The organism is Xylanibacter brevis P6B11 (genome assembly GCF_000621825.1).
Taxonomy (GTDB): Bacteria; Bacteroidota; Bacteroidia; order Bacteroidales; family Bacteroidaceae; genus Prevotella; species Prevotella brevis.
Genome location: NZ_JHXG01000008.1, coordinates 14,614 through 29,094 on the forward strand (window position 1 = coordinate 14,614; position 14,481 = coordinate 29,094).

Sequence of the window (14,481 nt, forward strand, 5' to 3'; positions counted from 1 at the left end):
CATAGATTTATTTGATGAGAAAAGACATAATTCCTTTCATTATTCTTGCACGAACCAATGGATCTGTGATGCACTCAAAGGGGAATCCCATGGTGAATGCGTGGTAGTCGGGACCATTATAGGCCACGGCAGCGCTCGACTCATCGTGCTCGTAAACCATAGCGGGAAAAGACATGGAAGAAGTGGGCTGTAGCACATCAGTATGCGGAGCTGCATAGTGAAGTTCGTTGAGAGACTTATAGAAATCGAAATGAAGTCCTAAACCACGCACTGCAGCCGAAGATGTTTTGACCCCAGAAGCCTCGCATTTCAGCAGTTGTGAAAGTAGCAACTTCTCATCGTCTGTGGCTTGGTCACTACCCACGAAAGCACCACTTACCAAGAGGTTTCCGCCGTGATAGGTGTACTTTCTCAGAGCAGACTGCATCGTTGGACGCAGTGTCTTGTAATATACCAGACTGTGTCCATCGTCCTTCTCAAGTCCAAGCACCAGGTCCACAACCTGATATTGATCCAGCTTCACGCTACCGTTTTCTACGGCTTGTGATGAGCAACTGACAATATTGAATCTACCGTCATGTCTCAGTGCCTCAGCATGAGTGCAGACGTAGTTGAAATCGTTTCCTGCAATAATCTGTCCGGCCAGTTCTTCACCGCTGAAACCGAGTCCTGTAGAGTCTTCAATACCAATCTTGTCAGGATCGAACACTCTCTGACGTCCCAACCATCCGGCCGTTTTCCCATAAGTGATGCCAGGGTCTAACTCCATATCAAAACCCAGACCCGTGCTACTGATGGCTGGTGAGGACAGACGATGAAAGCCATTGACTATAAGTGCCTTGTAGGTGGCATCTTTTTGATATATGGCAGAAAGTGTCTCAGTGGGGAAACTACATCCACCCTCGTTTGTCGCTACAACTTTAAAATGATACAAGATGCCTGGCGTCAATCGCACCGTGCATGATGTACCTTTTAGTGGTGTTCCATTGTCAAAACCGTTGTTCTCTTGTGCTATGTAAAGGATATAGCCAGTAGGTTTTGAACTTGGTTCTTGTCCGTCGATGATGCCTTGCCAGCTAATTCGTACTTCGCCCGCTTTGTTGGTAAATTCAATATGGAAATTGTCGGGAGCAAGAGGCTCCACGATATAGTCGCTTGCATGATGCGAAGTGACGTACTTAAGGATGGTTTTATAGATAGAACGAGCAAGCGCAAACTTGAAATCAGGATCATGCCCATATCTCATATCGCCAAAATTCTGATGCGATAGAGTCTCAATAATGGAACTTGGGACAATCGGTAAACGTGTCTCTGAGTAGTTCCTGTCATAGAGTTTGCGCTTAGACCACTGGCCGTAGCGGTATTGCAGATCTTCTGTGGTGTTGTTGAGCAAGGCTGACGCCAACTCGTAGGAAGCTGTTCTACTCATACCTGTTGCCAAAAGACTGTCACCGTGATGCGTGGTACAGATGCTGAGTGTACCATATATTCCTAATCCATTGGATGTGTGGCCGGCATCACTATGGACGGCCAAAGACAATTCAATAGGTACTTTTCTGCCTGCAGAGTCGGGGGCGTAGCATGATCCACCGGCCAGCAGGTTGGTGGTCAGCGAGCGTGTATTAATGTCGTCAGCATAGTCGTTGCTGCCTTGTCGTGTGCTATACACCCGATAGGGCATACCAGCCCACTGAGCATAGTAACGTGCACCTTCTAAACACCTGGGAAGACCACTGACCTGATTGCCGCGCTGAATATTGCCCATGCCGCCACCAAATCTGACGGCATCTGTAGTAACCACACCTTTGTGGCGGCTTAAGTTGGTTACAGCAATATGATTGCGTTCGCTATTACCTTTTTCAAATTCGAAGGTACCCAGATAAACCCACGTGCTTCCACCCATCTGTTGATTCACCCTGAACTCAGTGGTTTGGCCTTTGTGACAAACAAGATAGCAGGCATCGTCAACACTCTCTGGTACTGTCTGATAGCTGATGTAAACGGCATATTGTCCATCTTCAGGAATCTGAGGCGTGTAATATACTACACTTTGATTATTCCTGTTGTGCGTCGTCTTAGCCATTCGCGCAGTACCTGCAACGAAAGGATTCTCGTTGTCTCTGTAGGCACCAGCATGTTGTGCAAAACCACGCTCGGGAGCCTCAGTCCAACTTTCTTTGAGATTCTTCTCGCGATAGGCCACCATAGATGTATGGTCGTCGTTGTCCACAATTACCTCATTCTTCTGCCAGTCGCGTTCGCGTGGTGTAAACACCACAGCACCGGCATTCTCAAGCATTGGGATGAGGTAGGGTACTACAATGGTTTGTGTGAAAAGGTCCTCGTTGGTGCAAAACAACGAAGGGCGCTGCCATCTCCATTTGCCTTCATTGCTGTCGAAGTATCGTCCGTGGCTAGCCCATACTGAAAGATGATGGCCTTCTAATCCTTTTTCGGCAATATGTGGCCTTGAAATGTTTTTTACCCATGGCTCGCCTTCATGATGGATCTTTTTCCATGATGTCTGCGCAGCTATGGGTAATGATATGATGGTGCAGAGTGCTATAAGAACTCGTTTATACATTGCCGATAGTAAAGTTTTCCGGATTCTTTCCTTTGAAATCCTTGAAGTATAGTTTGATTTCCCGCATGTCCTTCTCTAGGTCTCCTGAAGGGATGATGGTCTTAGTGCATCTGATGACCTTCTTCTCATAGTCTAATCCATAAAGAAGAATGGGGATGCCTGCCTTTAGAGCGATGAAATAGAATCCTTTCTTCCATTCTTCCACACGAGAGCGAGTACCCTCGGGCGTGATGCAAAGTCGGAAAGAGTCAGCAGCTTTAGCTGACTCGGCAATAGAGTCAGTCATACTGGTGTGCTTTTGTCTGTAAACAGGGATGCCTCCCATCTTCTTGAATAGCGATCCTAATGGCCAAAAGAACCATTCTTTCTTCATCATGAAATTGCTATTCAAACCTATCGCTTTATTATATAGCTGTCCGTAGAAGAAGTCCCAGTTGCTAGTGTGAGGTGCCAAGCAAATGATAAACTTCTTGGGGTGTTCCTCGGTTACTTCGATGGTCCATCCTAGCTTTTGGCAAAGTAACCAATTACAAAATCGTTTTAACATTGAAATATTCTGTGTTCTGTTTCTTTAGAGATTATTAATTTGATCAATAATCTCGCTTGCTTGCGATGTAAAATCCTCTCTAAGTTTTTTGTAATAGGCCTTGGGCGTTAATCCTGGCTCGGGGTGAGAAATACGACTTACAAAGTCGCTTTGCATCTTGATGATGGCATATAGCAGCCCCTCAGCATTATCGTCGTTTACTTGATTTCCGTAAAGTGAAGCAGCAATAGCCTCTGCAAAGATTTCTTCGCAGATCATGTTGATTGCGCGTTTTAAAGTTCTTTTGTTTGCCATAGTCGTGATTTATTGATTTTCACGCCAAAGATACGAATTATATTTGAAACCTCCAAGCTTTTATTGTAAAATTAACAATTGGCCGACTACAACATGCCCTTCGTTGATGGAAGCTGATAATTGTAGATATCTCTCCTTACGGCCTGTCGTAGCGCTCTGGCCAATGCTTTGAAGATGCCTTCAATCTTGTGATGCTCATTGGTGCCCTCTGCATGAATATACAGATTCATATGAGCGGCATCCGAGAGGCTCTTGAAGAAATGGAAGAACATCTCGGTAGGCATGTCTCCGATCTTCTCGCGTTTGAACTCTGCTTCCCAAACCAGCCAGGGACGACCTCCAAAGTCGAGACACACATGGGCATTGCAGTCGTCCATAGGCAGGGCAAAGCCATAGCGCTCAATTCCTCTTTTTGTGCCTAGGGCGTTGTGGATGCATTGTCCCAGAGCCAGAGCGGTGTCTTCGATGGTGTGATGTTCGTCAACGTTCAGGTCACCATTACAACGTATTTTCAGGTCAATCATTCCGTGTTTGCCGATCTGTTCCAGCATGTGGTCAAAGAAGCCAAGACCTGTATTGATGTCGCATTTTCCTGTTCCGTCGAGCGCCACACTGACGTCTATATCGGTCTCTTTGGTGACTCTCTTGACACTGGCAATGCGCTCTCCGTCAAATATGTTTTCTGCTATTTGTTTCCAAGTCATATGATCAGTTAGAATAAGTGACTTGCAACCAATGTTGCGTGCAAACTGCGCATCGGTCTCTCTATCGCCAATCACATAGCTATTGGCTATGTCATATTCACCTGATTCTATATATTTTTTTACGAGTCCAATCTCGGGCTTTCTTGTGGGAGCATTGTCCTCGGGGAAGTGGGAGTCAATCAGAATGTCATCGAACTCAATGCCTTCGCCTTTCAGCGTGTTGAGTATGAAGTTATGCGCAGGCCAGAAGGTGTCTTCGGGAAAGGATTTGGTGCCGAGACCATCCTGATTGCTGACCATTACAAAGAGAAAGTCAGTCCTCTCTTTCAAAAAACCTAACCATCTGAAAACGCCTGGTTTGAATGTGATTTTATCTAGTGCGTCAACCTGTTCGTCGAATGGTTCTTCTACAAGTGTTCCGTCACGATCAATAAATAATATTTTTTTCATCGTTAAGTCTATTATTTGTTATTAATGCTGATATATAAATAATAAAATGGATATACCATAAATAGAAACAGATAGCCCTGTATGAATCCCGAAATTGAGAATAAAATAGGTTCGAGCCATATCATATAGTCGGGCAAGACAACAGCGTCGCCCATCGCCAAATCTCTACGCGCTATTATATTGGCAACGATGAGAATTGTTCTTGGCAACTGCAAGAACTGGGTGATGATGAAGATGCAGATGACACACAGTAAGAAGGTGCCTAAAATGCTGGGCAGATGGTGAAGCCCCTTGGTGTAAGACTTTCCATATGCTGTTGATAGTTTTGTTTGCTTGTTAAGTACGTATTGATACTCACCATAGATTAATGGCAAGGTGAATAGCGAAAGAATGAATGCGGTGATGCTGGCGATGATCACAGCAGGTATCAACCCCATAGGTGTGGATAGGTAAAACATACAGACCGCAAGCGCGATGATAACCACAAAGGGCAACAACATGCTGAGGTTGAATTTGAGGATTCTGACAAACAGTTTTAAATGAAATGTACCATACCAATGCTTAGCTGGCAATATGGCTCCATTTTCCTGATGTTCTTTTAAGGTGGCAAACCCCTGCGAAAGCATAGCCGTTATCATAATGAAAAGCAACAGCGATAAGATACATTGTGCGAAGAATCCTGTGTTGTTGGCCAATACAGTTGTATAGATTCCTGCAACGATTGCGTAAATAAGTGTTGTCGTCCAAGACCTTTTCAACAGTCTTGTGAAATTGTCCATATAAAGTTTGTTGCCGTCCCTAAGCGCTTTTATAGGACCGCGTGATTTTACTACTGTTGAAGTATTTTCAATCATAAAATCTGTAATTATTTCATTATTTATTGCAAAGGTACAGACTTTTTTTGTAACTTTGCATGATTTAATTTGAAAATTAATACAATTTATGAAGATATTAAAGTGGGGATTTATTGGGTGTGGTGAAGTGACCGAGAAAAAAAGCGGTCCTGCATTTAGCGAGGTTGCCGGTTCACAGGTGGAGGCGGTGATGAGTCGCAGCCTTGATAAAGCAAAATCCTATGCACAGCGACACGGCATCAAGAAATGGTATGACGATGCACAAGAGCTGATTGACGATCCCGAGGTGAATGCCGTCTATGTGGCAACACCTCCTTCCAGTCATGCAACCTTTGCCATCATGTCGATGAAAGCCGGTAAGCCCGTTTATATCGAAAAGCCACTGGCAGCCAGTTATGATGATTGTGCTCGTATTAATCGCATTAGCGAGCAAACTGGCGTTCCGTGTTTTGTGGCTTTCTATAGACGTTATCTTCCATATTTTCAGCGTGTGAAAGATATTATCGATCAGGGTATTATCGGAAAAATTATCAATGTGCAGGTACGCTTTGCTGTGCCTCCACGCGATTTGGATTACGCTCATCCGGAAAACCTGCCATGGCGACTTCAGCCAGATATTGCAGGTGGTGGCTATTTTTATGATTTGGCACCACATCAGCTCGACTTACTGCAACACATGTTTGGCGTCATTCTTGAGGCTCGTGGCATTTGTGCAAATAGAGGAAATCTTTATTCGGCAGAAGACTCTGTAAGTGCTGTTTTTAAGTTTGAGAACGGATTGCCCGGCAGCGGGTCATGGTGTTTTGTGGGACACGAATCAGCTAAAGAAGATCGCATCTTGGTTATCGGCGAACAAGGGTCGCTCAGTTTCTCTGTATTTAGCTATGAACCCATCACACTTCATACTAGCGAGGGACGCCAGCAGATTGCTGTCGAGAATCCTCCCTATGTGCAATATCCACTCATTAAAAACGTGATAGAGCATCTTCAAGGTCTTTCTGTTTGTCAGTGTACCAGTGTGTCGGCCACACCTACCAATTGGGCAATGGATCGTATATTAGGTAAGATATAAGTTGGGATGGATTTCTGTAGATATTTGGCATTAGGGCTCATTTCCTGTTTCTCCACAGCTGCGCTGGGGCAGGATTGTGATGTTCGTGCCGATTCCACTATATCCTATTTAAATTCAATATCTGATTTAAATTCTACGGTATCGATAGATTCTGATGCTTCTGCTGATCTAGAGAATCGTCCTCGTAAGATGAGTCTCTTGCGACGCATCATTCGTGGTTTTGACCGATTAGATACGGCCTATATTGAACCGCAGCATTATGTATTCACCGCTATGCTGCAGGCCACGCATACCTACGATCTGTATATGCTTCGCAGTCGTGGACAGAACCTACAGGAGTTTACGTTTGCTCCCGACATGAATATGAAGTTAGGTCCTTATTTCGGCTGGAAGTGGTTTTTTGCGGGATACACGTTTGAACTGAAAGATGTGAATGCAAAGAACTTGAAAGACGAGTTTACTCTCAGCATATATAGTTCTCAGATTGGAATCGACTTGTTTTATCGACGTACGGGAAACAACTATAAGTTGCGCAATGTGTCGCTGGGAAGTGGTTTAGACACTAAACCGTTGGAAAATGTGCCCTTTTCTGGTGTTAAAGCCGGCATTACGGGATTTAATATCTATTATATATTCAATCATGGACATTTCTCTTATCCGGCCGCGTTTAGCCAGAGTACCATTCAAAAGATAAGTTGTGGCTCATGGATGGCTGGCATAGGATATACGCAGAATTCTCTCTCTCTTAATTATAAAAGTTTGCAGAATCTTGTCAATGACAAATTGAGTTCTTCTGCGTTTAAACTCGACGAAGGACTGATGATTGATGATGTGAGATATCACGATATGAAAGTGTCTGGTGGTTACGCCTACAACTGGGTATTTGCAAAATCCTGGCTCTTGGCAGCTAGTCTACAGGCTGCTCTTGCCTACAAATATTCTGTGGCAGACAACAAAGAAGGTCGTGATAATGGTTTTGACTTCAAGAACGTAAATGTCGATGGCGTGGGGCGTTTTGGTTTGGTTTATAATAATATGCGTTGGTTTGCAGGAATGAATATTATTCTGAATTCTTACAACTATCGTAAGCCTCGTTTCGCAACAAACAACATATTTGGTTCGATGAATTTGTATGTTGGCTATAATTTTGGATTAAAGAAGAAATACAAGAAGTAATGATGAATAAACTTTTGGTTTTTATTGTATTATCATTGATGCCTATCTGCATAAATGCGGCAAACGATAAGGAAGTGGATAGCATTTTTGTAGAGCGTTTGCTAGCTAGCGGACATACTGATGTTTTGTGGTTTGCTAAGCAATTTATCGGACGTCCATATGTGGCTCATACATTGGAAATCAATCGTGAGGAAACACTTGTTGTCAACACCCGAGAGGTTGATTGTACGACCTTTGTCGAGAATGTGCTGGCACTGACGATGTGTAGCAGAAGAGGGGAGAGATGCTTTTCTGATTTTAAACACCAGCTAATGCAACTTCGCTATCGAAAAGGTGTGATTAATGCATATCCAAGTCGTTTGCACTATTTCTCAGATTGGATTATTGACAATGAGTCTATGGGATACGTGACTGAGATTCAGAAGCCGACTAGCTTGTTTTCTGGACTACAAACGGTGAGCGTTCATTGGATGTCAACCCATCCTGGCTCTTATCGTGCGCTGCGAGAGAATCCAGACTTCAGCGACGTCATCAAGCAACAAGAACAAAAACTAACGGGTAAACAGTGTCGTTTTATTCCTACGCGCAACGTGGTCAATAATAAACTGATGCGTGAAATCGTGCACGATGGCGACGTGATTGCTACTGTTAGTACCAAAAATGGGTTGGACATTGCCCACCTAGGGTTTGCTATATGGAAGAATGGAGTGCTCTGTTTCCTCGATGCATCGTCTATCCATAAGAAGGTGGTTGTTGAGCCTACTAGTCTTCGTCAATATTTGACCAAGAGAAAACAGGTCTGCGGCTTCCGACTTATTCGCCTGAAGTAGCAGTCCTGTGCCCAAAGTAGTATTGCCCGCGTTTTTTAGTAATCCGACCATAGTTGATGGCGTGCTTTGGACAATGATGATAGCAATTCAGACAATTAGTACAACTGTTGTCGTGTTTCCATTCAGGAAGCCCATTTGTTATCACGATGTCACCTGTTGGACAGACCTTACTGCATTTGCCACAATGAATGCATAAATCCTCGTCAACAGAGAATTTCTTGTCACTAATCATTTTTTTATTAAAATAGGCACCGACCACATGACTAAAGAACCAAGGAATGGGCCCCTTCTTGATGAGGAACAAATGACTCTGTTTATTGAGAATGATATCAAGAGCTGCATCGAGGTCTTTAGTAGCTTGTGCAATCTTTTCAGCTTCCCGCTGTGGCGTGTCGGTGTACATGAATGGCAGGCAAACATATGACTCTGGCATAATTAGTGAAATGGCAAAATTGATGTTTAAGCCTTTTGCCATAAGTTCGTTGCTAAACATCTTGATAGCTTCTCCAGCGCTGTCTCCACAGGTTACCACCACGTAGCAATAATGTTTGCTCATATTATTTGACGGGGTGTTAAATGTGAGTTTCTGAAGGAACTGCTTGATGATATGTGGAGGCTGCCACCCGTGAACGGGAAAGCAGAAACCGATACGTTCGGAGTCGTCAAGGTGATAGTTGCATGAACCTTTTAGCTCGTCGGGCACAAACAGAAGCTGTTCACCGGTAGCCTCTGCCAATTTTTGTGCTGCCCATCGTGTGTTTCCTGTACCAGAGAAGTAAAATATCATTTTCTTTATTTCTTTTTAAATTTCAGTGTATTAGGTAGTTTCTGCCATTTCCCATTTTTAGGCACTTTCAGGACACTGCCGCCCAAATGCTGCAACACGTAGGTGCTGTCGTCTTCTTGAGTCAACTTGGCGGTAAAGTCCTCGCTGCCATAGTCGTTGCTCACTTGCAATTGTGCGCTCTTGGGATTAGATACGTCTGCTGTCACAAATAGCCAGCAGTAGCTTGTGCCATTCTTGGAGAGATAACCAGGCAGCTGCCCGAAAAGCTCCTGTCCGGGGATAATGATGTCTTGATCGTAGAGGTTCATGCGGATATAGACATCATACTCACTATTATATAGATAGCCTTTAAAAGGCTTTTGAGGCTCATTAGCCCATGCAAAAGACCCTGTCAAAAGCAGTAGTACAAAGCTAATTATTGTTTTTTTTGCCATTTTTCTTGTGTATTCAATCAACGACAAAAGTACTTAATTAAATCAATAAATTAAATAATTATTGAATTTTTTTTTGGAAATAATTGTTTTATTTAAAAATAATTAATATCTTTGCCCACGTATATAAATTTTTAAGATGACAAAGAAACAGTTAACTCCAGATTTTATCTTCGAGTCAAGCTGGGAAGTTTGTAATAAAGTAGGCGGTATTTATACCGTGCTTTCTACACGAGCAAATACTTTGCAGAAGACTATTCAGGATAGAATTATTTTTATAGGTCCTGATGTATGGAAAGAGAAGGAAAGTCCTTATTTCCTTGAGGATAGGAAGCTTTTTGCTGAATGGCAATGGCTGGCTAAGGATCAGGGACTTTCTGTTAGAGTGGGCCGATGGATAGTGCCCGGAGAGCCAATTGCAATATTGGTAGACTTTGCGCCTTATTTTGAAAAGAAAAACGAAATCTACGGTTGGCTATGGGAACACTATCAAGTAGACTCTCTTCATGCTTACGGTGACTATGACGAAGCTTCTATGTTCTCTTATGCAGCTGCTTTGGTTGTAGAGAGCATGTATCATTATCTTCAAAACCACTGCGATCAGTTCCCAACGAGTCATGTAGTCTATCATGCTAATGAATGGATGTGCGGACTTGGCGCTCTATATATTAATAATAAGGTACCAGAGATAGGCACCATCTTTACAACTCACGCCACAAGTATCGGACGCTCAATTGCAGGTAACCAAAAGCCCTTGTATGACTATTTGTTTGCCTATAACGGCGACCAGATGGCCTATGAGCTGAATATGCAGAGCAAACATTCGATAGAAAAGCAGACTGCACACCATGTTGACTGCTTTACTACCGTGAGTGATATTACCGCCAACGAATGTCTGGAATTGCTTGATAAGCCTGTTGACGTGGTATTACCTAATGGTTTTGACAATCGCTTTGTGCCTCGTTCCACGGTTTTCGACAAGAAACGCAAGGAAGCCCGCAAGCGCATGTTGCAGGTGGCCAATGCACTGCTTGGCGAACAATTGACAGACGACACCATCATTGTTTCTACGAGTGGTCGCTATGAGTTTCGCAACAAGGGTATCGATGTGTTTGTAGAAGCCATGAACCGCCTGTTGCGCGACCGCGATTTGAAGAAGAAAGTGCTGGCTTTTATCGAAGTACCCGGTTGGGTAGGTGAGCCTCGCAAAGATTTGCAGGAAAGATTGGCTGACCCACAAGCGCAGTACGATAGTGCCCTCGAGGTGCCTCAAGTTACCCATTGGCTTCACAACATGGGCCACGACAATGTGCTGAGCATGATGAAGTACTACGATATGCATAATCGTCGCGAAGACAGTGTGAAGGTTGTCTTTCTGCCGTGCTATTTGGATGGGCACGACGGTGTGATGAATCTTACATACTATGATGTGATGTTGGGAAATGACCTCTGCATCTATCCCTCGTACTATGAGCCTTGGGGCTATACACCCCTCGAAGCCATCGCCTTCAAGGTACCCTGTATCACCACTGATCTGGCTGGGTTTGGTCTTTGGGCCAACAAAACCTTTGGTCATGATGGCGAGTTGAAAGACGGCGTGAAGGTGATACATCGCACGGATTATAACTATTCGGAAGTAGCCGACATTATCAAAGACACTGTGGCCGATTTCTCTAATATGTCGCAAGCTGAGATTGATGCCTGTCGTAGTAATGCAGTGAAACTGTCAAAGAAGGCCTTATGGAGCAACTTTATCAAATACTATAATGTGGCCTACGACATTGCCCTGAGAAAGGCAGAAGCACGTATCTCGAAAAATAAGAATAATAATCAATAATTGTCAAACATAAAATTTCAAGACAATGAAAATTAAAGCAGACTACACAAATGTTCCTCAATGGAAAGAACTTACCGTAAAATCACGTCTTCCTGAGGAATTGAAATGCCTCGACGAGATTGCTCATAACTTGTGGTGGGTTTGGAATTTTGAAGCACGCGACCTGTTTCGCGACCTCGATCCTGCGCTCTACCACGATGTGAAGCACAATCCCGTTATGTTGCTTGAGCGTCTTTCTTTTGCCCGTAAGGAGGAAATTGTGAAAGACAAGGCGCTGATGAAGCGCATCAAGGACGTTTACAAACTCTATCGCGCTTATGTTGACGTAGAGCCTGATAAAAATCGTCCTTCTGTTGCATATTTCTCGATGGAGTATGGAATGCACTCTGCACTCAAAATTTATTCTGGTGGTCTTGGAATGCTGGCAGGCGACTATCTGAAAGAGGCTTCTGACTCGAATGTGGATATGTGTGCCATCGGTTTCCTGTACCGTTTTGGCTACTTTACGCAGTCGCTCTCTATGGATGGACAGCAGATTGCTAACTATGAGGCACAGAACTTCTCTTCGCTGCCCATCGTACGCCAACTTGACGAGAATGGTAATCCAATGATTGTCGATGTGCCATATATGAACTATACTGTTCATGCTTACATCTGGCGTGTCAATGTGGGACGCATCAAGCTTTATCTGCTGGACACCGATAATGAACTGAACTCTGAGTTCGATCGTCCTATCACTCACTCTCTGTATGGTGGCGATTGGGAGAACCGTCTTAAGCAAGAGATTCTGCTAGGTATTGGTGGCGTGTTGACGCTGAAGAAACTGGGCATCACTAAGGATATCTACCATTGTAACGAAGGCCACGCTGCACTCTGTAACTTGCAGCGTCTGTGCGACTATATCGAGAGTGGACTGACCTTCAACCAGGCACTGGAGTTAGTTCGTGCCAGTGGTCTTTATACTGTTCATACACCTGTACCTGCTGGTCACGACTATTTCGATGAGGGTCTTTTTGGCAAGTATATGGGTGGCTACCCCCAGAAGTTGGGCATCTCTTGGGATGAGTTCATCGGTATGGGTCGCACCAACCCCGACGACCACAACGAGAAGTTCTGTATGTCAACCTTCGCTTGCAACACATGTCAGGAGGTCAACGGTGTATCAAAGTTGCACGGATGGGTATCGCAGCAGATGTTTGCCGACATTTGGAAGGGTTATTATCCCGAAGAGAATCACGTGGGCTACGTGACTAACGGTGTGCATTTCCCAACATGGGCGGCAACAGAGTGGCGCAAGCTTTATGCGAAGTATTTCGATGCTAACTTCATGAGCGATCAGTCAAACCAGAGTATTTGGGAGGCTATCTACAATGTGCCCGACGAAGAAATCTGGGCTACACGTATGGCGCTGAAGAACAAGCTGGTAGATTATATCAAAGAACAGTTCAGCGACACCTGGTTGCGTAATCAGGGCGATCCTTCGCGCGTACTGAGCCTTTTGGATCGTATCAATCCAAATGCACTGATTATCGGTTTCTGCCGTCGCTTCGCCACCTACAAGCGTGCTCACTTGCTCTTTACCGATCTGGATCGCCTGTCAAAGATTGTCAACGATCCTGAGCACCCCGTGCAGTTCCTCTTTGCAGGTAAGGCACACCCCGCTGATGGTGCCGGTCAGGGACTTATCAAGCGAATCTATGAGATTTCACAGCGCCCCGAGTTCTTAGGTAAGATTATATTCCTTGAGGACTACGACTTCTTGTTGGCACGCCGCCTCGTTTCTGGCGTAGATATCTGGATGAACACACCAACACGTCCACTCGAAGCCAGTGGTACATCGGGCGAGAAAGCTGAAATGAACGGTGTAGTTAACCTCAGTGTCAAAGACGGCTGGTGGCTTGAAGGTTATCGCGAAGGTGCAGGATGGGCTCTCACAGAGAAACGTACCTATCAGAATCAGGGCTATCAGGATCAGCTCGATGCAGCAACCATCTATTCGCTGCTCGAGAATGAGATTATACCTCTCTACTACGCTAAGGACAAGAAAGGTATCTCTAAGGGCTGGATCAAGGTTGTTAAGAACTCTATCGCACAGATCGCGCCTCACTACACCATGAAGCGTCAGCTCGACGACTACTATGACAAGTTCTACGTGAAAGAGGCACTGCGCTTCAAGCAGATTTCTAAGAATAATAACCAATTGGCCAAGGAAATCGCGCTCTGGAAGGAAACAGTAGCTGAGCGTTGGGACAGCATCAATGCCGTATCCGTGGAGTGGGATATACCTTCAACCGGTTTGGAAACTGGACAGAAGTACACCCTCCGTTATGTCATCGACGAACAGGGACTCGATGATGCTGTGGCTCTAGAGAAGGTCAACGTCTATACTGACAAGGATGGCGAAGAGCATGTCTATTCTATCGAACCAATGAAGATGGTGCGCCGTGAGGGCAATAACTTTATTTTCGAAGCTACGCTGGCCCCCCAGCAGGCTGGTGAATACAAGAGTGCTGTGCGTATGTACCCTAAGAATAACAATTTGCCTCACCGTCAGGACTTCTGCTATGTGAAGTGGCTCGAATTGCCTCAGAATGTGAGATAAATTAGATTCTTGAGGATATAATATTAAAACATAAAAAAGGCCTTCCAAGGAAACTATTGGAAGGCCTTTTTCTCTTGCCAAACATGCCAGACGACACCACTTACAATCATTACAAGGGGGATTAATAGCAGCCAATTGAGGAAAGTTAGGCGTGTTATTTGAAGTACCACCATCAGTACTATTCCTATAAAAATCAGCGCTATTCCGGCGTTTTTTCTAAGCTTATTCATTATAAATCGTTAAAAATCAGTGCAAAATTACAAAATAATTACTATTAAAGACATGTAATTAGAAAAAAAAGTGTACCTTTGCA

At 44.3% G+C, this 14,481-nt stretch carries 12 protein-coding genes; 5 read left to right on the forward strand and 7 right to left on the reverse strand.

Features of this window, described 5'->3' with window-relative positions; all coding sequences use genetic code 11:
- Positions 1-7 precede the first annotated feature (7 nt).
- The 5 genes from T496_RS0104235 to T496_RS0104255 form a co-directional block, all read right to left on the reverse strand.
- Positions 8-2,584 carry a golvesin C-terminal-like domain-containing protein gene (locus tag T496_RS0104235; RefSeq protein WP_027449637.1) on the reverse strand — a complete coding sequence of 859 codons (2,577 nt, stop codon included), beginning with the start codon at positions 2,582-2,584 and terminating at the stop codon, positions 8-10.
- On the reverse strand, positions 2,577-3,131 hold the full coding sequence (locus T496_RS0104240) for a 1-acyl-sn-glycerol-3-phosphate acyltransferase (RefSeq protein ID WP_027449638.1): 555 nt from the start codon (positions 3,129-3,131) through the stop codon (positions 2,577-2,579). Before T496_RS0104240 ends, T496_RS0104235 begins: the two co-directional genes overlap by 8 nt.
- A 24-nt stretch (positions 3,132-3,155) precedes the next feature.
- Positions 3,156-3,425, reverse strand: a complete 270-nt coding sequence (locus T496_RS0104245; RefSeq protein ID WP_027449639.1) for a hypothetical protein — start codon at positions 3,423-3,425, stop codon at positions 3,156-3,158.
- 86 nt (positions 3,426-3,511) lie between these two features.
- Complete coding sequence (gene hisB, locus T496_RS0104250; RefSeq protein WP_027449640.1) at positions 3,512-4,579, reverse strand: bifunctional histidinol-phosphatase/imidazoleglycerol-phosphate dehydratase HisB; 1,068 nt, start codon at positions 4,577-4,579, stop codon at positions 3,512-3,514.
- Positions 4,580-4,590: 11 nt separating this feature from the next.
- Positions 4,591-5,433, reverse strand: a complete 843-nt coding sequence (locus T496_RS0104255; RefSeq protein ID WP_027449641.1) for a hypothetical protein — start codon at positions 5,431-5,433, stop codon at positions 4,591-4,593.
- An 88-nt stretch (positions 5,434-5,521) separates the two neighbouring features.
- On the opposite strand from T496_RS0104255, the gene T496_RS0104260 reads away from it, so the two are divergent.
- The 3 genes from T496_RS0104260 to T496_RS0104270 are packed head-to-tail and all read left to right on the forward strand — an operon-like array spanning position 5,522 to position 8,511.
- Positions 5,522-6,505: a Gfo/Idh/MocA family protein gene (locus tag T496_RS0104260; RefSeq protein ID WP_027449642.1), complete on the forward strand. Its 984-nt coding sequence runs from the start codon at positions 5,522-5,524 to the stop codon at positions 6,503-6,505.
- A 6-nt stretch (positions 6,506-6,511) separates the two neighbouring features.
- Entirely contained in the window at positions 6,512-7,681 is a 1,170-nt protein-coding gene (locus T496_RS0104265; RefSeq protein ID WP_081783544.1) for a DUF4421 domain-containing protein, read from the forward strand.
- Complete coding sequence (locus T496_RS0104270) at positions 7,681-8,511, forward strand: N-acetylmuramoyl-L-alanine amidase-like domain-containing protein (RefSeq protein ID WP_052342071.1); 831 nt, start codon at positions 7,681-7,683, stop codon at positions 8,509-8,511. The genes T496_RS0104265 and T496_RS0104270 overlap by 1 nt, the downstream gene beginning before the upstream one ends.
- Here the strand turns inward: T496_RS0104270 and T496_RS0104275 are convergent.
- Complete coding sequence (locus tag T496_RS0104275; protein WP_027449645.1) at positions 8,495-9,298, reverse strand: EFR1 family ferrodoxin; 804 nt, start codon at positions 9,296-9,298, stop codon at positions 8,495-8,497. The genes T496_RS0104270 and T496_RS0104275 overlap by 17 nt on opposite strands.
- 5 nt (positions 9,299-9,303) lie before the next feature.
- Complete coding sequence (locus tag T496_RS0104280; protein WP_027449646.1) at positions 9,304-9,732, reverse strand: hypothetical protein; 429 nt, start codon at positions 9,730-9,732, stop codon at positions 9,304-9,306.
- Between the two features lie 136 nt (positions 9,733-9,868).
- Between T496_RS0104280 and T496_RS0104285 the strand changes: the two genes are divergently transcribed.
- Entirely contained in the window at positions 9,869-11,566 is a 1,698-nt protein-coding gene (locus T496_RS0104285; RefSeq protein ID WP_027449647.1) for a glycosyltransferase, read from the forward strand.
- A gap of 25 nt (positions 11,567-11,591) precedes the next feature.
- Positions 11,592-14,168, forward strand: coding sequence for an alpha-glucan family phosphorylase (gene glgP / locus T496_RS0104290; RefSeq protein WP_027449648.1), 2,577 nt, complete (start codon positions 11,592-11,594; stop codon positions 14,166-14,168).
- Positions 14,169-14,481: the final 313 nt, after the last annotated feature.

What these genes read in the sequence shown, in the direction of transcription:
- T496_RS0104235 (WP_027449637.1), bottom strand. Translation starts at nt 2,584, where the DNA reads ATGTATAAACGAGTTCTTATAGCACTCTGCACCATCATATCATTACCC.
- T496_RS0104240 (WP_027449638.1), bottom strand. Translation starts at nt 3,131, where the DNA reads ATGTTAAAACGATTTTGTAATTGGTTACTTTGCCAAAAGCTAGGATGG.
- T496_RS0104245 (WP_027449639.1), bottom strand. Translation starts at nt 3,425, where the DNA reads ATGGCAAACAAAAGAACTTTAAAACGCGCAATCAACATGATCTGCGAA.
- hisB (WP_027449640.1), bottom strand. Translation starts at nt 4,579, where the DNA reads ATGAAAAAAATATTATTTATTGATCGTGACGGAACACTTGTAGAAGAA.
- T496_RS0104255 (WP_027449641.1), bottom strand. Translation starts at nt 5,433, where the DNA reads ATGATTGAAAATACTTCAACAGTAGTAAAATCACGCGGTCCTATAAAA.
- T496_RS0104260 (WP_027449642.1), top strand. Translation starts at nt 5,522, where the DNA reads ATGAAGATATTAAAGTGGGGATTTATTGGGTGTGGTGAAGTGACCGAG.
- T496_RS0104265 (WP_081783544.1), top strand. Translation starts at nt 6,512, where the DNA reads ATGGATTTCTGTAGATATTTGGCATTAGGGCTCATTTCCTGTTTCTCC.
- T496_RS0104270 (WP_052342071.1), top strand. Translation starts at nt 7,681, where the DNA reads ATGATGAATAAACTTTTGGTTTTTATTGTATTATCATTGATGCCTATC.
- T496_RS0104275 (WP_027449645.1), bottom strand. Translation starts at nt 9,298, where the DNA reads ATGATATTTTACTTCTCTGGTACAGGAAACACACGATGGGCAGCACAA.
- T496_RS0104280 (WP_027449646.1), bottom strand. Translation starts at nt 9,732, where the DNA reads ATGGCAAAAAAAACAATAATTAGCTTTGTACTACTGCTTTTGACAGGG.
- T496_RS0104285 (WP_027449647.1), top strand. Translation starts at nt 9,869, where the DNA reads ATGACAAAGAAACAGTTAACTCCAGATTTTATCTTCGAGTCAAGCTGG.
- glgP (WP_027449648.1), top strand. Translation starts at nt 11,592, where the DNA reads ATGAAAATTAAAGCAGACTACACAAATGTTCCTCAATGGAAAGAACTT.